This window comes from Paraburkholderia sp. Cpub6, from assembly GCF_014201065.1.
Lineage (GTDB): Bacteria > Pseudomonadota > Gammaproteobacteria > Burkholderiales > Burkholderiaceae > Paraburkholderia > Paraburkholderia tuberum.
This window is the reverse complement of the sequence record NZ_JACHDM010000014.1, coordinates 1-20,155: the sequence shown is the minus strand read 5'-3', so window position 1 is coordinate 20,155 and position 20,155 is coordinate 1. Positions and strand designations below refer to the sequence as shown.

Below are 20,155 nucleotides of genomic sequence, written 5' to 3'. Positions count from 1 at the left end.
CACACCCTCCCCACGGCGTTCCAACCATGACCGATGTTCCCTTCGTCCTCGCCGACGGCATCGTGCGGCGCGATGCGCAGCGCGGCCAGACGCTGTTGCAGCCGACCACCTTCGCCCTGCGCGCCGGCGAGCGCGTCGCGATTACCGGACCGTCCGGCTCCGGCAAGAGCGTGTTTCTGCGCGCGCTCGCGCTGCTCGATCCGGTCGATGCGGGGCGCATCCTGTGGCATGGCGCGCCGCTCGAGCGTGCGCGGATTCCGCGCTACCGGCGCGCAATCGCGTATATCCGGCAGCGGCCCGCGCTGATCGACGGCAGCGTCGAAGACAATCTGCGCTATCCGTTTGAGCTGCGGGCATATCGCGACGCGCGCTTCGATCGCACGCGCGCGGCCAGGCTTGCGATGCAGGCCGGCCGCGGCGAGGACTTTCTCGGCAAGCGCGCAAGCGAATTATCGGGTGGCGAAGCGCAGATCGCCGCGCTGATCCGCGTGCTGCAACTCGCGCCCGAAGTGCTGTTGCTCGACGAGCCGACCGCATCGCTCGATCCGGCGTCGTCGCGCGCGATCGAAGCGCTCGTGCAGGCGTGGTTCGATGCCGCGCCGGGCGCTCACGCATCGATGTGGGTGTCACACGATGTCGAGCAGGCGGCACGCATGAGCGAACGGCATCTGACGATGCGCGCCGGCGTACTGGCCGAACACACTTCTGTGCGGCGCGATGCGGACCAACGCGCTCCCGCGGACCAGCGTCGGGAGCCCCGCCAATGAGCCTGCAGAATCTGAGCTTGTGGGACGTCGCGATCGCGACGCTGCTGATCGTCGTGAATGGCGCGGTGTCGGTCGCGCTGAAGCTCGATCTCGAGCGCAAGCTCGCATGGGCGGCGGTGCGCACCGTGGTCCAGTTGCTCGCGATCGGCTATGTGCTCGGCTGGGTGTTCAGTTTCGCTCGCTGGTACGTCGTGCTGCCGCTGATGATCGTGATGACGCTGATCGCCGGTTTCGCCGGCGCGCAGCGCGGCAGCCACACCTATGCCGGACAACGCGCCGACAGCGTGCTGTCGATCTGGGTCAGCTCGTGGCTCGTGGCCGCGGTGGGACTGTTCGTCGTGATCCGCATCCATCCGTGGTACGCGCCGCAATATGCGATTCCGATTCTCGGCATGATCCTCGGCAACACGCTGACCGGTGTGTCGCTCGGCATCGAGCGGATGACCGAGGAGCTGACCGCGCGGCGCGACCGCGTCGACATGGCGCTCGCGCTCGGCGCGACACGCTGGGAGGCCGCGCAGGCGCCGGCGCGCCAGGCGGTGCGCGCGGGCATGATGCCGACGTTGAACCAGATGGCGGTGGTCGGCGTTGTCAGTTTGCCGGGCATGATGACCGGTCAGGTGCTGGCCGGGCAGTCGCCATTGCAGGCGGTGCGCTATCAGATCGTCATCATGTTTCTGATCGCGGCGGCGTCGGCGCTGGGGACCGTGGGCGCGGTGCTGCTCACGTACCGGCGGCTCTTTTCGGCCGAGCATCAGTTCTTGCCGACGCGGCTCGTCGAGCGTGAGACACGCAAAGGATGACGCACAAGGATGACGCGCTAGCGCGTGCTACGGTCGCGCACGCGGCCATCACGCCGCACGCTCGAACCTTCAACGCTTCGCGGTGACGGCGATCTGCGTGCCGTCGGTCAGCGTCAGCGTTTTCGTCGTGCCGTTGACCGGCATGGTGAAACGCACGATCTGACTCACGCGCACATCGTTCGGACACTTGAGCGTCTTGCCGCCGCTCGTCACGGTTTTCACGCCATGCGGCGTCTGCGCCTGGAAGCTCAGCTGTACGGCCGCGGTGCCGTCGCTCGACACCACCGGCGCGAAGCGGATCTGCGTCTGACGGATCATCGCGCCATTCTCGTCGACCGGCAGCGACGCATAGTCCGGGCATGCGTCCGTCGCGGCCACCGGACCGCCGGGCGGCACGGTCTTCCACGTGAAGTCGTCCGATTCGCCCGAGCGGATCGTGCGGGTCTCCTGGGAATTGCCGAACTGTTTCGACGTGACGCGAACGGTGTAGCGGATCGGACCGTCGAGCGCGGCCTTGTTGGTCACCGTGATCGGCGTGGCTGCGCGAGCAGCCGGCACGAGCGCGCAGGCGAGAGAAGCGACAACGGAAACGGCGGAGAGTTTGAAGCTGAAGCTCATACTGTCACCTCCTTGTTGTGCCGCTGCGCGCTCGCGTCGACGCGACTGCCTGTGCACTGTTCACGCACTGCCGAGGGCCGGCCGGTTCATACCGGCTTGCCTCGCCGCAAGACACGCAACCGTTTTGGCATGCTGCGTCGTCAGTCTAACGCCAAGCGCGCTGCCACGCGTGTCGTGTCGGCCCGGGTGTTAACCCGCTTGCGGCGACGCGCTCTCTGCGCGTCGATTTCATCTCAAAAGCCGGTCAGCACCAGCTTGCCGATCACGCGTCCTGCTTCGAGCAACCCATGCGCGCGACGCAGATTCTCCGCGTTGATGCGGCCGAGGTCCTGGCCGAGCGTCGTGCGCAACGTGCCGGCATCGACGAGCCGCGCGACCTCGGTCAGCAGCTTGTGCTGCTCGATCATGTCGGTCGTGCCGAACATCGAGCGGGTGAACATGAACTCCCAGTGAAACGCGGCGCTCTTCGCCTTCAGCAATTCGACGGGCACGGCGGCGCTGTTCTCGACGATCGTGCAGACGCCGCCTTGCGGCTTGATCAGTTGCGCGGCGGCTGGGAAATTACGGTCGGTGTCGTTGAAGATCAGCACGTAGTCGACCTGCTCGATGCCGATCTCCTTCATCTGCGCGGGCACATCGCCGAAATGATCGACGACGTGATCCGCGCCCAGCGCCCGTGCCCATTTCGCCGATTCGGGCCGCGACGCGGTCGCGATCACCTGCAGCTTGCCGAGCTGCTTCGCGAGCTGGATGCCGATCGAGCCGACCCCGCCCGCCCCGCCGAAAATCATCACCGTACGGCCTGCGTCGGCGCCCTGCGGCGATACGCCGAGGCGATCGAACAATGCTTCCCACGCAGTGATCGCGGTCAGTGGCAGCGCGGCCGCGTGCGTGAAATCGAGCGACGCCGGCTTGTGCCCGACGATCCGTTCGTCCACCAGATGAAATTCGCTGTTGGCGCCCGGCCGGGTAATGCTGCCAGCATAGAACACCGGATCGCCGACCTTGAACAGCGTGACCTCGGGCCCGGCCGCGACGACGGTGCCTGCCGCATCCCAGCCGAGCACGCGCGGCGTCTTCTCGAGCGTGTCTTTCGGCGCGCGCACCTTGGTGTCGACCGGGTTCACGGAAATGGCTTCGACCTTGACCAGCAGATCGCGGCCGGTCGCTTCGGGTTTCGGGATCTCGACGTCGACGAGCGCTTCGGCGTGATCGATGGGCAGATAACGGTAGAGTCCGACGGCTTTCATGGCTGCTCCTTGTGGGTTCGGTTGATGTGCACGCATGACTCGTATCGTAGGATGGTTCTTATTCTGATAAAACAGTCATAATCACTGAAACATTTTTTGGTTTTTCAGAATAATGGACGATTCAAGCCCGGCCGGCCGGCCCGTGCCCAGCGAACGCGAACGGCTCGATCTGCTCGACGTCGCGTTGTTCGTGCGTGCCGCGCTGCTCGCCAACGTGTCGGCGGCCGGGCGCGAGTTCGGTTTGTCGGCGGCGGTCGCGAGCGCGCGGATCGCACAACTCGAAAGGATCCTCGGCGCGCGTTTGTTGCATCGGACCACGCGCCGCATCAGCCTCACCCAGGACGGTGAAGTGTTCATGACGCGCGCCGAGGCGCTGCTCGACGCGGCCGCCGCAGCGCGCGCATCGGTCGGCCGCGCGCAGGCCCAGCCGCAGGGACGGCTGCGCGTGTCGATGCCGTCGTCGTTCGGGCGTCAGCATGTGTCGCCGGTGATCAGCGAGTTTCTGCGCCGCTATCCGGGGGTCAGCGTCGATCTGCGCCTGACCGATCAGGTGGTCGATCTGGTCGACGCGGGAATCGATGTCGCGATTCGCGTCGGCGTGCTGAAGGATTCGTCGCTGGTCGCGCGGCGGCTCGCGGTCAACCGCCGCGTGCTGTGCGCGGCCCCCGCCTATCTGGCCGCGCGCGGCACGCCGCATCATCCGTCGGATCTCGCGCGGCACGAGTGCATCATCCTGTCGGAGCAGCGCGACTGGCGCTTCGTGACGCCCGCCGGCCCGCTCGACGTGCGCGTGAGCGGCCGCCTCGTCACCGACAACGGCGAGGTGATTCGCGATGCGCTGCTCGCGGGCTTCGGCATCGCGCTGAAATCGACATGGGACGTGGCGCCCTATCTGCGCAGCGGCAAACTCGTCAGCGTGCTCGACAGCTATCCTCTCGCGGACGACGTCGCGATCTGGGCCGTGTACCCAAGCCGCGCGTTCGTGCCGCCGAAGATGCTCGCCTTCATCGACTTCGTCGCCGCGCATTTTGGCGATCCGCCGTACTGGGATCGCGAGCCGGTTGGCCTGGCGGGCGCGTAGGTGCGATGCCCGGTACGCCGCGTCAGCGCTTGCCGACCTTTGCGCCGCCCTGCTTGCGATCCGAGTTCACATCGGCATGCGCGTCGTTCTGCGTGCGTTGCTGATACTCGCCGCCGCCGCGGCGGTCGGTATCCTGCTGCCCATGCTCGATGTCGTCATGCGCCTGCTTGCCGACATGGCGCGGCTCGTCCTCGTGCTGTGACTCGGGATGCTGGTCGGCTTCATGCGGCAGCGGCGCCGCGGCTTCCTGCAACGACTTCGGATCCTTGTTCGCGTGCGGGTCGGCTTGCGGGTCGCCATCGGTGGATTGCGGCAGGGTCTTCATTGCATTGCTCCTTCGCGAAGCGCGTTCGCGCGCCAAGTACGCACGGCGAATTCGCGGGTTGGATTCAGCCACCCGGACGAGCGCTCATCGCGCGACGCCCAGACGCTTTTTCATCGCCGCGGTGATCCGCTGACGCGTCTTTGCGTAGTCGGCCCACGGGTCGTTTCTGAGGCCGTCCACGCGCTCGTGGACGTTGCGGATGCCCCATTGATCGCCGCTCGTCGTGCTCTCCAGTTCGTCCCACGCGAGCGGCACCGACACCCCGAGCCCCGGCCGCGCGCGCGCCGAGAATGCGGCCACCGTGCTCGAGCCACGGTTGTTGCGCAGATAGTCGATGAAAATCTTTTTCTTGCGATTCTGCGCGCCCATCCTGGCGCTGAAGTACTGCGGCAGCGTCGTCGCCATGTGCTGCGCGACCGCCTGCGAGAAATCCTTCACTTCGTCCCAGCCGGCCTGCTTCGCGAGCGGCACGACCACGTGCAAGCCCTTGCCGCCGCTCGTCTTGCAGAACGACTTCAGGCCCAGTTCGTCGAGCAGCGAGCGGGTTAGTTGCGCGGCCTCGACCATGCGTTCCCAGCCGAGCGACGGGTCCGGGTCGAGATCGAACACCATGCGATCGGGCTTTTCGATATTCGACGCGACCGCATTCCACGTATGAAACTCGACGGTGCCCATCTGCGCGGCGCCGACCAGCGCGGCGAGCGTGTCGATCGTGATCAGCGGAGGATGGCCCGGATCGAGTCCCGCGTGCTGCGTGACGTGCGGAATCGACAGCTTCTGGCTGTGCTTCTGGAAGAACAGCTCACCGCCGATATCCTCGGGCGCGCGCACCAGCGCGACGGGCCGCTCGCGCAGATGCGGCAGCATCCATTCGGCGATTGATTCGTAGTACTGCACCAGTTCGAGTTTGCTTGCGCCGCTGTCTTTGTCGATCACGCGATCGGGATGCGAGATGCGCACGCCGGCGATTTCGCTCTGTGCACGCGAGCGTGTTGCCGTGGTTCGGGCGGGCGCGCTTTCCTTGGCGGCGGGCCTGGCGGCGCTGGCGGTCTTGCTGGTTGCGCGCTTTTTCGGCGCACCTGTTTGCGGCGTATCGGCGCTGGCGGTTTCGGTTTGCTGTTGCACGTCGACTCCTTGTCGGGCGGTTTCCCTGACGATCTGGCGCGCCGGCTTGTCGTCGCGCAGGCTGACGAACGACGCCTGGCGCACGATGCCGTCGCCCGTCCATTCGGCGAAGTTGCATTCGGCAACGAGCACCGGCTCGACCCAATGCACGGGCGTGCGGCTGCGCTCGCGCGGTGTGCTCGCGAACGGCATGCGCTTGCTCGCGTGCGCGTCGAGCGCCTGTTTGACCGAGCGCAGCAGCGCGGCGTCGAAGCCGGTGCCGACGCGGCCTGCGTACTGCAGCCGGCCAGCGGCGTCGTAGACGCCGAGCAGCAGCGCGCCGAACGCCGAGCGGCTGCCGCCCGGCTCCGAATAGCCGCCGATCACGAACTCCTGGCGGCGCCGGCACTTCAGCTTGATCCACGACGGCGAGCGGCCCGACACATAGCTGCTGTCACGCCGCTTGCCGATGATGCCTTCGAGCGCCATGTCGCACGCGCTCCTGAGCAGCTCGTCGGCGCTGAACGCGAAGTCGTTCGAAAAGCGCAGCACGCGATCATCGACGCCTTCGAGCAGCGCCCGCAAAATCGCGCGGCGCTGTTCGAGCGGCACGTCGCGCAGGTCGTAGCCGTTCAGAAACGGCAGATCGAACAGATAGATCACGATGTCCTGCGGGCGATGCGCATCGAACGCGTTTTGCAGCAACTGGAAGTTCGGCACGTCGCGTTCATCGAGCACGACCGCTTCGCCGTCGAGCCACGCGCTTTGCACATCGAGTGCCGCGAAAGCCTCGATCTGCTTGCTGAACTTTGCGGTCCAATCGTTGCCCTTGCGCGTGAAAACGCTGACGGCACCGCCCTTCGCTTTCGAGGCGTGGTCGATGCGCGCGAGCACGCGGTAGCCGTCGAACTTGATTTCGTAGAGCCAGTCATCGCCTGGCGGCGCGCTGTCGACGAGCGTCGCCAGTTCCGGATTCAGGCTCGCGGGCAAGGCGGCTTTGACCGCGCCTTCGATCGATGGCGATGCGGCGAGTTCGCGTAGCGACTGCGCGCTGCGCGTCGCGACGATGTCGGGGCGTTTGGGATCGGCTGCGCGGCGCAAGGATGCGGATTTCGCCGGCTTGCCCGCGCTCGTGGCCTTGCCGTCGCGCGAGGTTTTCGTCTGCGCTTTCGATTGCTTCGTTTTCCTGCCTTTCGAAGCCCCGTCGGCCAGCACGCTGCCCGGCAGCTTCTTCAGCACGTCGTAGTCGCTTTCGTCGCGCGCTTCCTCGTCGCGCTCCTTGATCAGCAGCCATTGCTCCTTGTCGCCGCTGCCGCGCATGTGGCTCCGTACGAGCGTCCAGCCGCCATGTAGCTTCTCGCCGTGCAAATGAAACTTGAGCTTGCCGGCCGCGTACGACCGCGCGGCTTCGGCCGCGCCGCCCGCCGGCTCCCACGTGCCGCGATCCCACACGATCACGGTACCCGCGCCGTAGTTGCCGGGCGGAATCTCGCCCTCGAAGGTACCGTATTCGACCGGATGGTCCTCGACGTGCACCGCGAGCCGCTTGACCGACGGGTCGAGGCTCGGCCCCTTCGGAACCGCCCACGACAGCAGCGCGCCGTTCAGTTCGAGCCGGAAGTCGTAATGCAGACGCCGCGCGTCGTGCTCCTGGATCACGTAGGAGAGCGTATCGGGCGCGGCAGGCGTCGCGCGCTTGCCGGTCTTGCTCGCGGCGCGCTTGCGGGTCGTCGCGCCGGCCGGCTCCGGCGTGTCCTCGAAGCGGCGCTTGCGATGATAGTGGTCGAGCCGGTCGTTCATGGCGATGACTCCGGTGCGTTTGGTGCCATAGACGGCTCGGCCGCGCGCTCAGGCCGCCGCGCGCCGTTTGCGGGACGTTGCGGTGGTTTTCGACGTCGCGCGCCCGCTGCCGCCGCTACCGCTGCGGCTGCGCGCCGTGCTTGCCGCGCGCGGCTTTTTGCGCGCGGGCGCGGCCACCTCTTCATCGGACTCGGCCTCGCTATCGCTCTGATCCTCGTCCTCGTCGGCGGCGCGCTTGCGGCCCGTGGTGGCCTGCTTGCCCTTGCCGCGGCCAAGACTGCGGCGCAGCAGATCGGACAGGTCGAGAATGTCGGCGGACTTGCGCGACTCGTGCGGCGTTTCGACCTCGACGACCTCCTCGGTCTTGCCCGCCTGGATCTTGCGCTCGACGAGCGCCATGATGTCGTCGCGAAACGTATCGTGATACTGCATCGGGTCCCACGGCTCGCTCATGTCGTCGATCAGCTTTTTCGCCATGTCGAGTTCTTTCGCCGACACGCCGGCGGCCTTCATGCCTTCGGGCGGCACGTTGAATTCGTCGAAATTGCGCACCTCGTCGGCCCAGCGCAGTGTGTTCAGCGCGAGTATCGGACCGAGCGGAATCAGCGCCGCCAGATGCTGCTTGTTGTGCAGCACGACACTCGCGACGCCGATCTTGCCCGACGCCGTCATCGCCTCGCGCAACAGCGCATAGACTTTTTCACCCTTGCGGTCGGGCGTCAGGAAATACGGCGTATCGAGATAGAGAAACGAGATGTCGGGGGCGTCGACGAACGCGAGGATGTCGACCGTCTGCGTCGACTCGGGGTTCGCCGAGCGGATTTCGTCGTCAGACAGCACGACGTAGTGATCCTTCTCGTACTCGAAGCCGCGCACGATGTTGTCGCGGGTCACGTCCTTGCCGGTCCGCTTGTTGATCTGCTTGTAGCCGATCGGATCGATCGTGCGCTTGTCGAGCAGATTGAAGCCGACCTTCTCCGACTGCGTCGCCGGATAAAGCTGCACCGGTACGTGGACGAGCCCGAAACTGATTGCGCCCTTCCAGATCATGTGTGCCATCGCGCGCTCCCCTGTCCCATGGCCCTGAGATATCAGGCGAAGCAGCAAGCGTGCCCGCGTTTGGGCGCGCTCGACACTGCTGCCACCCGTAAAGCAGGAGCGGGTCGGCCCGGCGGCGTGCCGTCATGGGGTTGTAAGTCTTGCGACGAGGCGGCAAAACCTACGGCTTTCCTGGTGCGCGCGGTCTACGCGGCGCCCGCATCAAGGCTCGAGCAGGACCGGTACCGACGCAAACCCGCGAAACCGCACGCGACCGCCCCGCGTCGGCTCACCATCGACGCGATACGCCGGGAAGCGCTGCACGAAGCGCCCGATCGCAATCCGCGCCTCCAGCCGCGCCAGCGACAGACCCGCGCACTGATGAATCCCGAACCCGAACGCGAGATGCCGGTTCGGGTCGCGGCGGATATCGAAGCGGTCCGGCTCGGCAAACTGCTCGGGATCGCGATTGGCCGCGCCGATGCACAGCGTGACCGGCGTGCCGCGCGCTAGCGCGACGCCGCCGATCTCGGTATCGACGGTGGCCATGCGATTGCCGAGCTGGTTCGAACTCTCGAAGCGCAAGCACTCCTCGACCGCGGTGCCGATCAACTCCCGCTCGCGCAGCAGCGCGGCACGCTCGTCAGGCCACTCGCTCAGCGTGACGAGCCCGTTGCCGATCAGGTTGGTGGTCGTTTCGTGCCCGGCGTTCAGGATGAAAATGCAGTTCTGCAGCAGTTCGGCTTCAGATAGCTGCTCGTCCGGCCCCTCTCCCTGGATCAGCCGCGTCAGCACGTCGTGCTGCGGATCGCCCGGCTCGCGGCGGCGTCGTGCGACGAGACCGCGCAGATAGTCGACGAATTCGCTGACCGCGCGATTGCCGCGCTCGAACTGCGCGTCGGTCAGCGACGGCTCGAGCGCCCCCAGTATCGCGAGCGACCAGTCGCGCAGCGGCGCGCGTTCATCGTGCGGCACCTCGAGCAGATTGCCGATGACCTCGACCGGAATCGCCGCCGCGAATTCGCCGATCAGATCGATACGCCCGCGCTGCGCGGCCGCATCGAGCAGGCCGTCGACGAGCCGGATCAGGGCGGGCTCCATCGCCGCGATCGCGCGCGCGGTCAGCGCGCCGGCGATCAGCTTGCGCACCCGCGTATGGCGCGGCGGATCGTTGAACACGAGACTCGTGGTGTGATGCGTGTAGAGGAGAGAGTCGCCGTATTTCGGGCGGAACTCGACGGTCTTGTCGGAGCTGAAGGTCTTGGGGTCGCGGTAGACCGCCTGCACGTCGCGAAAGCGCGTCAGGAACAGCGAGCCGTCGGGCATGCGCCGGATTGGCTCATGGCTGCGCAGTGCGTGATAGACCGGATAGGGATCGGCGTAGAACGCCGGGCTCAGATGACGCAGATCGAAGTCGCGGGCAAGGGAGGATGCCTCGCTGGCGGTTGCCGGGGTCATGCGTTGTCTCCGTGGGGCGTCTTGTTGCGCCCGTGTGGGGTGGTGGGTTCGTGTGACCGTATTCGTTCGGCCTGCTCCATTACGGCGATGCGCCGAGCGCCGGCTTCAGCCAACGCGACGACTGCATCACATGATTCGATGCGCCAGTATGAACCGCACGCCGCCGGAGCGCACGGTAAGTCCGGCACAGCCGCCTGCGACGGGCCAACGCACGGAACCGATACAATAGCGGGATTTTCCGCGCGCCACGCGCCTCTTTCTTCCCGCGTCACCGGTCGTCCATGAACCTCGTCATTCAAAGCGTCGCCCCCCTTTCCGCCGACCACCACAAAACGCTCGTCGCGCTCGCACGCGGCTCGCACGCCGCCGTCATCGACGAGCACGCGATTCGCATCGCCGACGCGAACCTCGCGCAACGCGCCGACGTCGAAGCGTATTGCTATGCGCATCAACTCGACTACGCGTTTGTCGAAACCGGCCGCCAGTTGAGCGACTTCGGCCTCGTCGCGATGGACATGGATTCGACGCTGATCACGATCGAGTGCATCGACGAAATCGCCGATTTCTGCGGGCTCAAAGCCGAAGTCGCGGCGATCACCGAGGCTGCGATGCGCGGTGAGATCAAGGACTTCAACGAGAGCCTGATTCGTCGGGTCGCGCTGCTGAAAGGGCTCGACGCCAGCGCGCTCGAGCGCGTGTACGAGGAGCGGCTGCGGTTTTCGCCGGGCGCCGAACGCATGCTGGCCGGCGCGAAACAGGCGGGCCTGAAAACGCTGCTCGTGTCGGGCGGCTTCACGTTCTTCACCGCGAAGCTGAAGACGCGCCTTGGGCTCGATTTCACGCGCGCGAACACGCTTGAAATCATCGACGGCAAGCTGACCGGCAATGTGATGGGCGAGATCGTCAATGCCGACGTGAAAGCGCGCACGCTGCGCGAAACCTGCGCGACGCTCGGCATCGAACCGTCGCGCGCAATTGCGATGGGCGACGGCTCGAACGACCTGAAAATGATGGCCGAAGCGGGACTCTCCGTTGCATTCCGGGCGAAGCCGGTGGTGCGGGAAGCAGCCAGCGTGTCGTTCAATTTCGTTGGACTGGACGGTTTGCTGCGGTTGGTTTGAGGCTGGCGCTCGAAGGAGCCGTTATCGCGTCGGCACAACGACCGACACGCTAGCGAGCCGCGCGAACCGTTGCGTTATCTATTGAAAATGGCCGGCAGGAACAGCGCGAACATGCCGATGGAAATCAGGATGCTGAAGATCAACACGCCCTTCATGATGCGATCGTGATTTTTGCCTATTTCCAATGACAGGATAAATTGTTTCATAAGCTCCTCCACAAGACAGAACAAGTATAAGAGCTGCACTATCCAATAAAACTAATTGAGGTAAATGTGCAGGGCCGCGGATAGAAGCGCCGCCAGGCAGGTCATGAAAATTGACGTGCCTATCGCCCCACGTGATAGCGCGCCAACCACGGACTCGGTCTGCCGGTGATCGATAACGGTGCCGAAGCCGTCCCGCCGCACCTTGAGTAAGCACGCCATCACGGCTATGGAACAGGCGAACGCCAACCCGCAAAACCCAACGATCCCCAACGCAAGCATCGACGTCTCCCCGCTGCCCTGCTCCAAGGCCATCACCGCCTCATAAATCGCGGCGGCGCAAAGTCCGATCGCACACCAGAACAGTTGCCCGTCCTCGACCGACGCCGCAATCATCGTCCTGGCAACGCGCCAGCCATACGCGGGCGCGACGAGCGCGAGCGTAAAGATCGGCCCGGCAATCGGCACCGCAAGGTTCAGCAACAGCCAGAAGAAAAGATTCATCCAAGCCCCTCCCCCGAGCACCGCAACGTTATCCGGCAAGCACACGATCGTAGCGTCGCGAAGCGGCATCGAACATTCGGCCGAACGGTCGGGTCTGCCTGATACTCAGGGCAACAAAAAAGCCCGCCGGGAACACATCCCGGCGGGCTTCTCGAACAACGTGTCGAACAGGGCTAACGCGTGTTAAGCCAGCTTGGCCAGGCTCTGCTCGATATCCGCACGCAGGTCCGCCTCGTCTTCCAGACCGATATAGAAGCGCACCAACGTGCCGCGATGCGGCCACTGCGCCGCAGTGCGCATCGACGCGATGTCGTACGGCATCGCGAGGCTATGCGCGCCGCCCCAGCTCCAGCCGAGCGAAAACAGTTCGAGCGACTCGCAAAACGTGTCGATCCGCGCCGCGCTGTACCGTTCGTCGAACACCACCGAGAACAGTCCGCCCGCGCCGCTGAAATCGCGCTTGTACACTTCGTGCCCCGGACAGTCGGCGAGCGCCGGATGCAACACCGCGACGATTTCCGGCCGGCTCTTCAACCACGTCGCGAGCGACAGCGCCACGCGATCGTGCTGCGCGAAACGCAACTGCATGCTCGGCAGGCTGCGCAGGATCAGCGAGCAGTCGTCCGAGGACACGCCGATGCCCATACGCATGCGCGCCGCCTTCAGCTTCACATGCACGTCACGGTCGACCGTGATCGTCGCGCCCATCAGCACGTCGCCGCCGCCCGACTGGTATTTGGTCAGCGCCTGCACCGAGATGTCGACGCCGTGGTCGAACGGCCGGAACGCGAGGCCCGCGGACCACGTATTGTCGATCGCGGTGACGACCTTGCGCGCGCGCGCCGCCGCCGTGATGGCCGGTACGTCGGGCACTTCCATCGTCACCGAGCCGGGCGCCTCGATCCAGATCAGGCGCGTGTTCGGCTGGATCAGACTGGCGATGCCCGCGCCGATCAGCGGATCGTAGTAGCGCGCCGTGATACCGAAATCGCGCGCGAGCCAGTCGCCGTGGTCGCGGTTCGGCGAGTACACGTTATCGGGAATCAGCACGTCGTCGCCGGCCTTCACGAGGCCGAAGTAGACGTTCGAGATCGACGACAGCCCCGACGGCTGCAGCAGCGCATGATTGCCACCCTCGATCGCGGCGAGGCGCTGAGCGAGCGCGATCTGCGTCGGCGTCGCATGCAGGCCGTAGCGCCATTGCGCGTCGTTTTTCCAGTCGAGCGCGCGCATCGCGGCGAGGTCGGGAAACACCACCGTCGACGCGCGCGTGACGGGCGTCGAGAACGATTCGAAGCCCGGCGTGATCTGGTCCTCGGCACGCACGATGCGGGTCTGCAGGCCATGTTTGAATGTGGATTCAGTCATGTGAAGCTCGGTGAAAAACATAGTGAAGCGAGCCTGAAGCAACGGCCGCGCTGCGCGATTCCGGATGCCCGGCGCGCGTGCGTATCAGTCACCCGTTTGCAGGTTGCTGACGCCGCCCACTGGGTGCCCGCCGGCAGCGGGTGCCGGCGCGGGAGCCGCCGCTGCGCCGTTGGCCGCGGCCGGTTGCGGTGAGGGGGCTGCAGGCCTCGTCGCCGCACCGCCGGCCGAACCGGCCAACGGCACCGCCTGCCCTGCCGCCAGCGGCTTCAGGTTGAATTCCTGCGGGTTCGAATCGTCGACGTTCATGCGGTCGCCTTCGAGCGAGCCGTCCGCCGCGAACTTGCCGACCCAGTTGCCGGTGATATGCGTGCCGTCGTTCGATTCCTCGACTTCGAGCGTATCGCCGTCGCGATCGCCGGCGATCAGAATCACCTCGCCGCTATCGGTGTACTGATACTCGCCGTGCACGCCAGATGGATCGTCGGTCTTGGGCCCGAGCCGCAGCACGATCGGCCGCGCGCCGAGCGTGCCCACGTAGCGCGGAAACTTCGCGAACTCGGGGCTCGGTTTCAGCGGCAGCTGGATCGGCGGCGGCGCGGCCAGTGCCTTGACCGCATCGCTTTCGGCCCACGCCTGCGACGGCATCCACAGCACCGTGCCCGTGCACAACAGCGCGGCGGCACTCACCACCACGCCGGCACGCCGGCGCAAGGCGCTTGTTGCCGAACCCTTCGTCACTTTCGCTTCCTGCATCCCGTCGATCCTTGTTGCTGGTTCCTGCTTGCTACCTATGTCGCGCCGGCCTGCCGTGCGCGCTCACAGACGCTCGAAAACCGCCGCGATCCCCTGCCCGCCGCCGATGCACATCGTGACGAGCGCATAGCGCCCGCCGATGCGCTGCAGCTCGTACAGCGCCTTCACGGTGATCAGCGCGCCGGTCGCGCCGATCGGATGGCCGAGCGAAATGCCCGAGCCGTTCGGATTGACCTTGGCCGGATCGAAGCCGAGCTCCTTGCTGACCGCGCAGGCCTGCGCGGCGAATGCCTCGTTGGCCTCGATCACGTCGAGATCGGCGACCGTGAGACCCGCCCGCTCGAGCGCCTTGCGACTCGCCGGCACCGGGCCGATGCCCATATACGCCGGATCGACGCCCGCATGCGCGTACGACACGAGCCGCGCCAACGGCTTCACGCCGCGCCGCTCGGCGACGCCACGCTCCATCAGTACGACGGCCGCGGCCGCATCGTTGATGCCCGACGCGTTGCCCGCCGTCACCGTGCCGTTTTCCTTCGCGAACACCGGCTTCAACTTCGCGAAGTCTTCCGCCGTTGCGTTCAGCCTCGCGTGCTCGTCCGTGTCGAACACGACGTCGCCCTTCTTCGACGCAATCGTGATCGGCAGAATCTGTTCCTTGAAGTAGCCGCTCATGATCGCGTGGGCCGCGCGACGATGCGACTCGAGCGCGAGCGCGTCCTGCGCGTCGCGCGAGATCTCGTACTTGCGCGCGACGTTCTCGGCGGTCACGCCCATGTGGATCGACTGGAAAGGATCGTTGAGCGCGCCGACCATCATGTCGACGAGACGCGCGTCGCCCATGCGCTGTCCGAAGCGCGCGGCCGGCATCGAGTAAGGCGCGCGGCTCATGTTTTCAGCGCCGCCGCCGATCGCGATATCGGCATCGCCGAGCAGCACGCTCTGCGCGGCCGACACGATGGCCTGCAAGCCCGAGCCGCACAGCCGGTTCACGGTCAGCGCGGGCGTATGCTGCGCGACCCCGCCGTTGATCGCCGCGACGCGCGCGAGATACATGTCTTTCGGCTCGGTGTGCACGACGTTGCCGAACACGACGTGTCCGACTTCGTCGCCCGACACGCTCGCGCGCTCGAGCACTTCGCGCACCACGCGCGCGCCGAGATCGGTCGGCGCGAAATCCTTCAGGCTGCCGCCGAACGTGCCGATTGCCGTGCGCACACCACTTACCACCACTACGTCCCGTTGCATCGCCCGTCCCTCCTGTTGTCTCTCCAGTCCGCCTGGATGATTGCACCAGCGCGGGCCATGCTGCGCCGCGCGCGGCTTACGTAAAACCTAGTTCGCCAGCCGCCGCTCGACGGTCTCGCGCGACGGAATCGGCGCGACCGCGCCATAACCTTGCGTGGACAGCGCGGCGGCAACGTTCGCGTAGCGCGCGGCGGCAAATGGATCGTCGCCCGCGACGATGCGCGCGATGAAGGCGCCGCCGAAGCAGTCGCCGGCGCCGGTCGCATCGACCGCGTCGACGACATGGCCCGGCACGACGCGCCGCTCGTTCGGCGTCGCGATATACGAGCCGTCCTTGCCGAGCTTCAGCGCGACCACGCCCGGCCCATGCGACAGCAGAAAATCGACGATCTCGTCACGGCCGGTCAGCCCCGTCAGTTCGGTCACATCGTCCCAGCTCGGCAGGCAGATGTCAGTCTGGCGGATCGCCTCGAGCATCACCGCGCGCGCCCGCGCCAGCGGCCACAGCTTAAGACGCAGATTGGTGTCGAAGCTCACGCGCGCGCCATTCGCGCGCGCATGCGCGATCGCTTCGAGCGCGGCGTCGCAGGCGCTGACGCTGATCGCGAGACTGATGCCGGACAGATGGACGACCTTCGCCGCCGCGAGCGCGTCGCGCGGCAGATCGGCGGGTGCATAGCGGCTCGCCGCCGAGCCCGCGCGCAGATAGTCGAACGCGTGGCCGTTGGGGCCGTGAGACACGAAGTAGACGCCGGTCGACGCCTGCGCATCGATGCGCACGAACGACGTGTCGACCTGCTCGCGCTCCCACAGATCGACCAGCAGGCGTCCGAAATGATCGGCGCCGACCGCCGACACGAAGCCGGTCCTCGCACCCTGGCGCGCGGCCGCGATGCAGAAGTTCGACGTGTCGCCGCCGAAGCCTTGCAGGTAGTTCGGTTGATCCTTCGCCGACTGGTTGAATTCGATCATCGCCTCGCCGAGCGCGAGGATGTCCGGTGTGTGAGCTTCAGGCTGTGCGGCCGCGCTGTGCGTCATCGCTTAGACCTCGCCCCACAAATCGTGGCCGTCCGCACCGGTGATCTTCACCGATACGAAATCGCCGACCTTGTAGCGCTTCGACGCCTTGGCGGACGGCGCGATATAGACGACGCCGTCGATCTCCGGCGCATCCGCCGCGGTGCGGCCAATGCCGCCGTCCGCGTTGATTTCGTCGACGAGCACCTTCAGCGTCTTGCCGACCTTCCTCGCGATGCGCTTGGCCGACACCTGCTCGGCCACTTCCATGAAGCGCGCGCGACGTTCCTCACGCACTTCATCGGGCAGCGCGCCGTCGAGTTCATTCGCGCTCGCGCCTTCGACCGGCGAATACGCGAAACAGCCGACGCGATCGAGCTCCGCCTCGCGGATGAAATCGAGCAGCGTCTCGAACTGCTCTTCGGTCTCGCCCGGAAAGCCGGCGATGAACGTGCTGCGGATCGTCAGATCGGGGCAGATCTCGCGCCAGGCCTTGACGCGCTCCATCACCTTCCCGGCGTTGGCCGGGCGCTTCATGCGCTTCAGCACTTCCGGATGCGCGTGCTGGAACGGCACGTCGAGATACGGCAGCACATGGCCCTTGTACGGACCCTCGGCCATCATCGGAATCACTTCGTCGACGCTCGGATACGGATACACGTAATGCAGACGCACCCACGCACCGTATTGCGCGGCGAGTTCGCCGAGCGCGGCGACCAGATCCGTCATGCGCGTCTTGATCGGCTTGCCGTTCCAGAATCCGGTGCGGTATTTGACGTCGACGCCATATGCGCTCGTGTCCTGCGAGATCACGAGCAGTTCCTTCACGCCGGACTTGAACAGGTTCTCCGCTTCGAGCATCACTTCCGCGACCGGGCGCGACACCAGATCGCCGCGCATCGACGGGATGATGCAGAACGTGCAGCGGTGATTGCAGCCTTCGGAAATCTTCAGGTACGCGTAGTGGCGCGGCGTGAGCTTGACGCCCGCGGCGGGCACCAGATCGACGAACGGATCGTGCGGCTTCGGCAGATGGCTGTGCACCGCCTGCATCACCTCGCCGAGCGCGTGCGGGCCGGTTACGGCGAGCACCTTCGGATGCACTTCCTCGATCAGCCCCGAGCCGCTCGCACTCTTCTTCGCACCGAGGCAACCGGTGACGATCACCTTGCCGTTTTCGTTGAGCGCTTCGCCGATCGCGTCGAGGCTTTCCTGCACGGCTTCGTCGATGAAGCCGCAGGTGTTGACGACCACGAGGTCCGCGCCGTCATAGGTGCCGGAGATTTCATAGCCTTCGGCGCGCAACTGGGTGATGATCTGCTCGGAATCGACGAGGGCCTTGGGGCAGCCGAGGGATACTATACCTATACGCGGAGAATCAGACTTACTAACGGCTTGCAGCTTTGACATGTGGGGCTTCTTGGAATGACAGCAAAGTCGAGAGTTTACAGCTATTTACGCTTCTCGGACCCAAAACAAGCGGCCGGCAGCAGCGCCGACCGTCAAATGGAATACGCAAACCGCTGGGCGGCCGAACACGGCATGCAGCTGGACGAAACCCTGTCCCTGCGCGACGAAGGACTGTCCGCCTACCACCAGCGCCACGTCAAGCAGGGGGCGCTCGGGGTCTTCCTTGTCGCCGTCGATGAGGGACGGATCGCGCCCAGGTCGGTATTGGTCGTAGAAGGCCTCGACCGTCTGAGCCGCGCGGAGCCGATTCAGGCCCAAGCACAGCTAGCCCAGATCATCAACGCAGGCATTACCGTAGTCACAGCCAGTGACGGACGCGAGTATAACCGCGAGAAGCTGAAGGCTCAGCCGATGGACTTGGTTTACAGCCTTCTGGTGATGATCCGCGCCCACGAAGAATCGGACACTAAAAGTAAGCGGGTAAAAGCGGCGATCCGCCGACAGTGCCAGGGGTGGCTAGCTGGGACGTTTCGTGGAATTATCCGGAACGGAAAGGATCCGCATTGGACGTGTGTCGGCGAAGGCAACCGTTTTGAACTCGAACCTGAGCGCGCGCTCGCCGTTCGCACCATGATCGACATGTTCAGACGGGGCCACGGCGCCGTCCGTACCATCCGTGAACTGGACCAGCGCGGCTTGTCTATTACCGACGGCGGAAACCAGTCCCAACATATATATAGGATCATCCGAAACCGTGCGCTGATCGGCGAGAAAACCCTCGAGGTCGACGGCGAAACCTATCGGCTGCCGCACTACTACCCAGCTCTTCTAACTGACACGGAATTCGCCGAACTTCAACATTTGGCCGAACAGCGGGGCAGGCGCAAAGGCAAGGGTGAAATCCCCGGGATCGTGACAGGGCTCGGCATTACGTATTGTGGGTACTGCGGCACAGCCGTCATCGGCCAGAATCTGCTGACCCGGAAACGCAAGGAAAACGGACATCCGCAAGACGGTCACCGGCGGCTTATCTGCGTCGGATATTCCCATAATGCGGGATGCAGAGTGGCCGGAAGCTGCAGTGTCGTGCCCGTTGAGCGGGCAGTCATGAACTTCTGTGCCGATCAAATGAACCTAACCCGCCTACTTGAGGGCGACGACGGGTCGACCGCGTTGGCCGGCCGCCTGGCACAAGCCCGACAGCGCGCCAAAGATCTCGAGGTGCAGATTGCGCGCATCACTGACGCGATGTTGGCAGACAGCGACGCTCCTCCGATAGCGTTCGCCAAGAAAGCAAGAGAACTCGAGACGCAACTCGCCGCCGAGCAGAATCAGACTGAGGCGCTTGAGCACGAACTCGCGGCGTGGGCGAATAAGACGACGCCGGCAGCAGCTGAGGCCTGGGCGGAACTCGTGCAAGGCGTCGAAGACCTTGACTATGACGTGCGCACTCAGGCCCGACAACTTGTCGCCGACACGTTCAGCAAGATCGTCGTTTTCCGGAAGGGATTCAGTTTGGCGAACAATCCCGACGACACAATCGACCTACTACTTATCGCCAAGCATGGCAACACGCGCATGCTGCGGGTCGATCGCCGGACAGGCGCATGGAAGGCGGCTGAAGATTTGGACTTGTTTGGCGTCGCGGCACGCGATATACCGTTGCCACCAAGTTCAACTGCGGCTTAACTCCTGTCTTCGCCCTCGGCATCAAGCCCGCACTGCTTTAGATACCTGCGTCTTGCCCACCCCACTCTCTTGGGCGACGACGTGCGAATCGACATGATGCTCGAGCAGTCCATTGGAGCCCCGGAGCACACAATCGTTGCGCGCGGCGGCGGTTGTCGTCCGAACTCGATACCGATTGAAAAAAGCCCGCGCGAGGCGGGCTGAAAATCACGAAGCCGTGCACCGGACCGCTGGCATAATGATTTTTCAATGACTCAGGGCGATACTTGGCCCTGCGCATTAAAATGTGCCTTAGTGACAGCAATTTATATTGACAACGTGTTGCCCGGTGATAAATTGAACCTGTGATCGAGCAACAACTCGCCAGAGCCGGCGGCAAGGTCAAGGATGGTTTAAGGCAATAAAGGCGTACATCACCGCCATCATGGCGTAGAGCCATGACATAACAAGATAGTAGTTGTCCATGTTGCGATCCTGAAAAGGGTTAAAAACGTGCGATCTAGGGAAACGCTGATTTATTCAGCTCGGTGGTCATCGCTGGCGTAGCCGAGGACGTTATAGAAGAAGGCAGTTTACGGAACAGACTCACGATGATGAA

Annotated in this window: 18 protein-coding genes; 5 read left to right on the top strand and 13 right to left on the bottom strand. The window is 65.1% G+C overall.

The annotated features are described in order from the left end of the window. Positions 1-26: 26 nt before the first annotated feature. Both HDG33_RS22260 and HDG33_RS22255 read left to right on the top strand, forming a co-directional pair. A complete protein-coding gene (locus tag HDG33_RS22260) occupies positions 27-767 on the top strand; it encodes an ATP-binding cassette domain-containing protein (RefSeq protein ID WP_184033411.1) in 741 nt (246 codons plus the stop codon). Further along, entirely contained in the window at positions 764-1,570 is an 807-nt protein-coding gene (locus tag HDG33_RS22255) for an ABC transporter permease (RefSeq protein ID WP_184033402.1), read from the top strand. The genes HDG33_RS22260 and HDG33_RS22255 overlap by 4 nt, the downstream gene beginning before the upstream one ends. Before the next feature lie 69 nt (positions 1,571-1,639). Here the strand turns inward: HDG33_RS22255 and HDG33_RS22250 are convergent, their stop codons facing one another. Both HDG33_RS22250 and HDG33_RS22245 read right to left on the bottom strand, forming a co-directional pair. Beyond that, complete coding sequence (locus tag HDG33_RS22250; RefSeq protein ID WP_184033400.1) at positions 1,640-2,188, bottom strand: DUF6013 family protein; 549 nt, start codon at positions 2,186-2,188, stop codon at positions 1,640-1,642. A 233-nt stretch (positions 2,189-2,421) separates the two neighbouring features. Next, entirely contained in the window at positions 2,422-3,438 is a 1,017-nt protein-coding gene (locus tag HDG33_RS22245) for a zinc-binding alcohol dehydrogenase family protein (RefSeq protein WP_184033398.1), read from the bottom strand. Positions 3,439-3,550: 112 nt separating this feature from the next. Here HDG33_RS22245 and HDG33_RS22240 point away from each other — a divergent pair, with 112 nt between their 5' ends. Then, positions 3,551-4,519, top strand: coding sequence for a LysR family transcriptional regulator (locus tag HDG33_RS22240; protein WP_184033396.1), 969 nt, complete (start codon positions 3,551-3,553; stop codon positions 4,517-4,519). Positions 4,520-4,541: 22 nt separating this feature from the next. On the opposite strand, the gene HDG33_RS22235 is transcribed toward HDG33_RS22240, so the two are convergent. The 4 genes from HDG33_RS22235 to HDG33_RS22220 form a co-directional block, all read right to left on the bottom strand. Next, entirely contained in the window at positions 4,542-4,844 is a 303-nt protein-coding gene (locus HDG33_RS22235; RefSeq protein WP_184033394.1) for a hypothetical protein, read from the bottom strand. An 84-nt stretch (positions 4,845-4,928) separates the two neighbouring features. Continuing rightward, a complete protein-coding gene (gene ligD, locus HDG33_RS22230) occupies positions 4,929-7,748 on the bottom strand; it encodes a DNA ligase D (RefSeq protein WP_184033392.1) in 2,820 nt (939 codons plus the stop codon). Between the two features lie 48 nt (positions 7,749-7,796). Beyond that, a complete protein-coding gene (locus HDG33_RS22225) occupies positions 7,797-8,807 on the bottom strand; it encodes a Ku protein (RefSeq protein ID WP_184033390.1) in 1,011 nt (336 codons plus the stop codon). A gap of 201 nt (positions 8,808-9,008) precedes the next feature. Next, positions 9,009-10,244, bottom strand: coding sequence for a cytochrome P450 (locus HDG33_RS22220; RefSeq protein ID WP_184033381.1), 1,236 nt, complete (start codon positions 10,242-10,244; stop codon positions 9,009-9,011). A gap of 281 nt (positions 10,245-10,525) precedes the next feature. On the opposite strand from HDG33_RS22220, the gene serB reads away from it, so the two are divergent. Then, positions 10,526-11,365, top strand: a complete 840-nt coding sequence (gene serB, locus HDG33_RS22215) for a phosphoserine phosphatase SerB (RefSeq protein WP_184033379.1) — start codon at positions 10,526-10,528, stop codon at positions 11,363-11,365. Positions 11,366-11,439: 74 nt separating this feature from the next. Here serB and HDG33_RS37550 read toward each other — a convergent pair whose 3' ends face one another. From HDG33_RS37550 to rimO, 7 genes are all read right to left on the bottom strand, one after another. After that, the gene (locus HDG33_RS37550) at positions 11,440-11,571 is read right to left on the bottom strand and encodes a hypothetical protein (protein ID WP_260321381.1); all 132 of its coding nucleotides are present in this window, start codon (positions 11,569-11,571) and stop codon (positions 11,440-11,442) included. 51 nt (positions 11,572-11,622) lie between these two features. Next, on the bottom strand, positions 11,623-12,072 hold the full coding sequence (locus tag HDG33_RS37545; protein ID WP_260330563.1) for a hypothetical protein: 450 nt from the start codon (positions 12,070-12,072) through the stop codon (positions 11,623-11,625). A 183-nt stretch (positions 12,073-12,255) separates the two neighbouring features. Next, on the bottom strand, positions 12,256-13,440 hold the full coding sequence (locus tag HDG33_RS22205; RefSeq protein WP_184033377.1) for a cystathionine beta-lyase: 1,185 nt from the start codon (positions 13,438-13,440) through the stop codon (positions 12,256-12,258). A gap of 84 nt (positions 13,441-13,524) precedes the next feature. After that, the gene (locus tag HDG33_RS22200) at positions 13,525-14,193 is read right to left on the bottom strand and encodes a hypothetical protein (RefSeq protein ID WP_184033375.1); all 669 of its coding nucleotides are present in this window, start codon (positions 14,191-14,193) and stop codon (positions 13,525-13,527) included. 63 nt (positions 14,194-14,256) lie between these two features. Next, the gene (gene bktB / locus HDG33_RS22195) at positions 14,257-15,441 is read right to left on the bottom strand and encodes a beta-ketothiolase BktB (protein WP_184033373.1); all 1,185 of its coding nucleotides are present in this window, start codon (positions 15,439-15,441) and stop codon (positions 14,257-14,259) included. 87 nt (positions 15,442-15,528) lie between these two features. After that, the gene (locus HDG33_RS22190; RefSeq protein WP_090804664.1) at positions 15,529-16,479 is read right to left on the bottom strand and encodes a sugar kinase; all 951 of its coding nucleotides are present in this window, start codon (positions 16,477-16,479) and stop codon (positions 15,529-15,531) included. Positions 16,480-16,482: 3 nt separating this feature from the next. Further along, positions 16,483-17,868: a 30S ribosomal protein S12 methylthiotransferase RimO gene (rimO, locus tag HDG33_RS22185; protein WP_184033371.1), complete on the bottom strand. Its 1,386-nt coding sequence runs from the start codon at positions 17,866-17,868 to the stop codon at positions 16,483-16,485. A 15-nt stretch (positions 17,869-17,883) separates the two neighbouring features. Here rimO and HDG33_RS22180 point away from each other — a divergent pair, with 15 nt between their 5' ends. Next, on the top strand, positions 17,884-19,557 hold the full coding sequence (locus HDG33_RS22180; protein WP_184033369.1) for a recombinase family protein: 1,674 nt from the start codon (positions 17,884-17,886) through the stop codon (positions 19,555-19,557). Positions 19,558-20,155 lie beyond the last annotated feature (598 nt).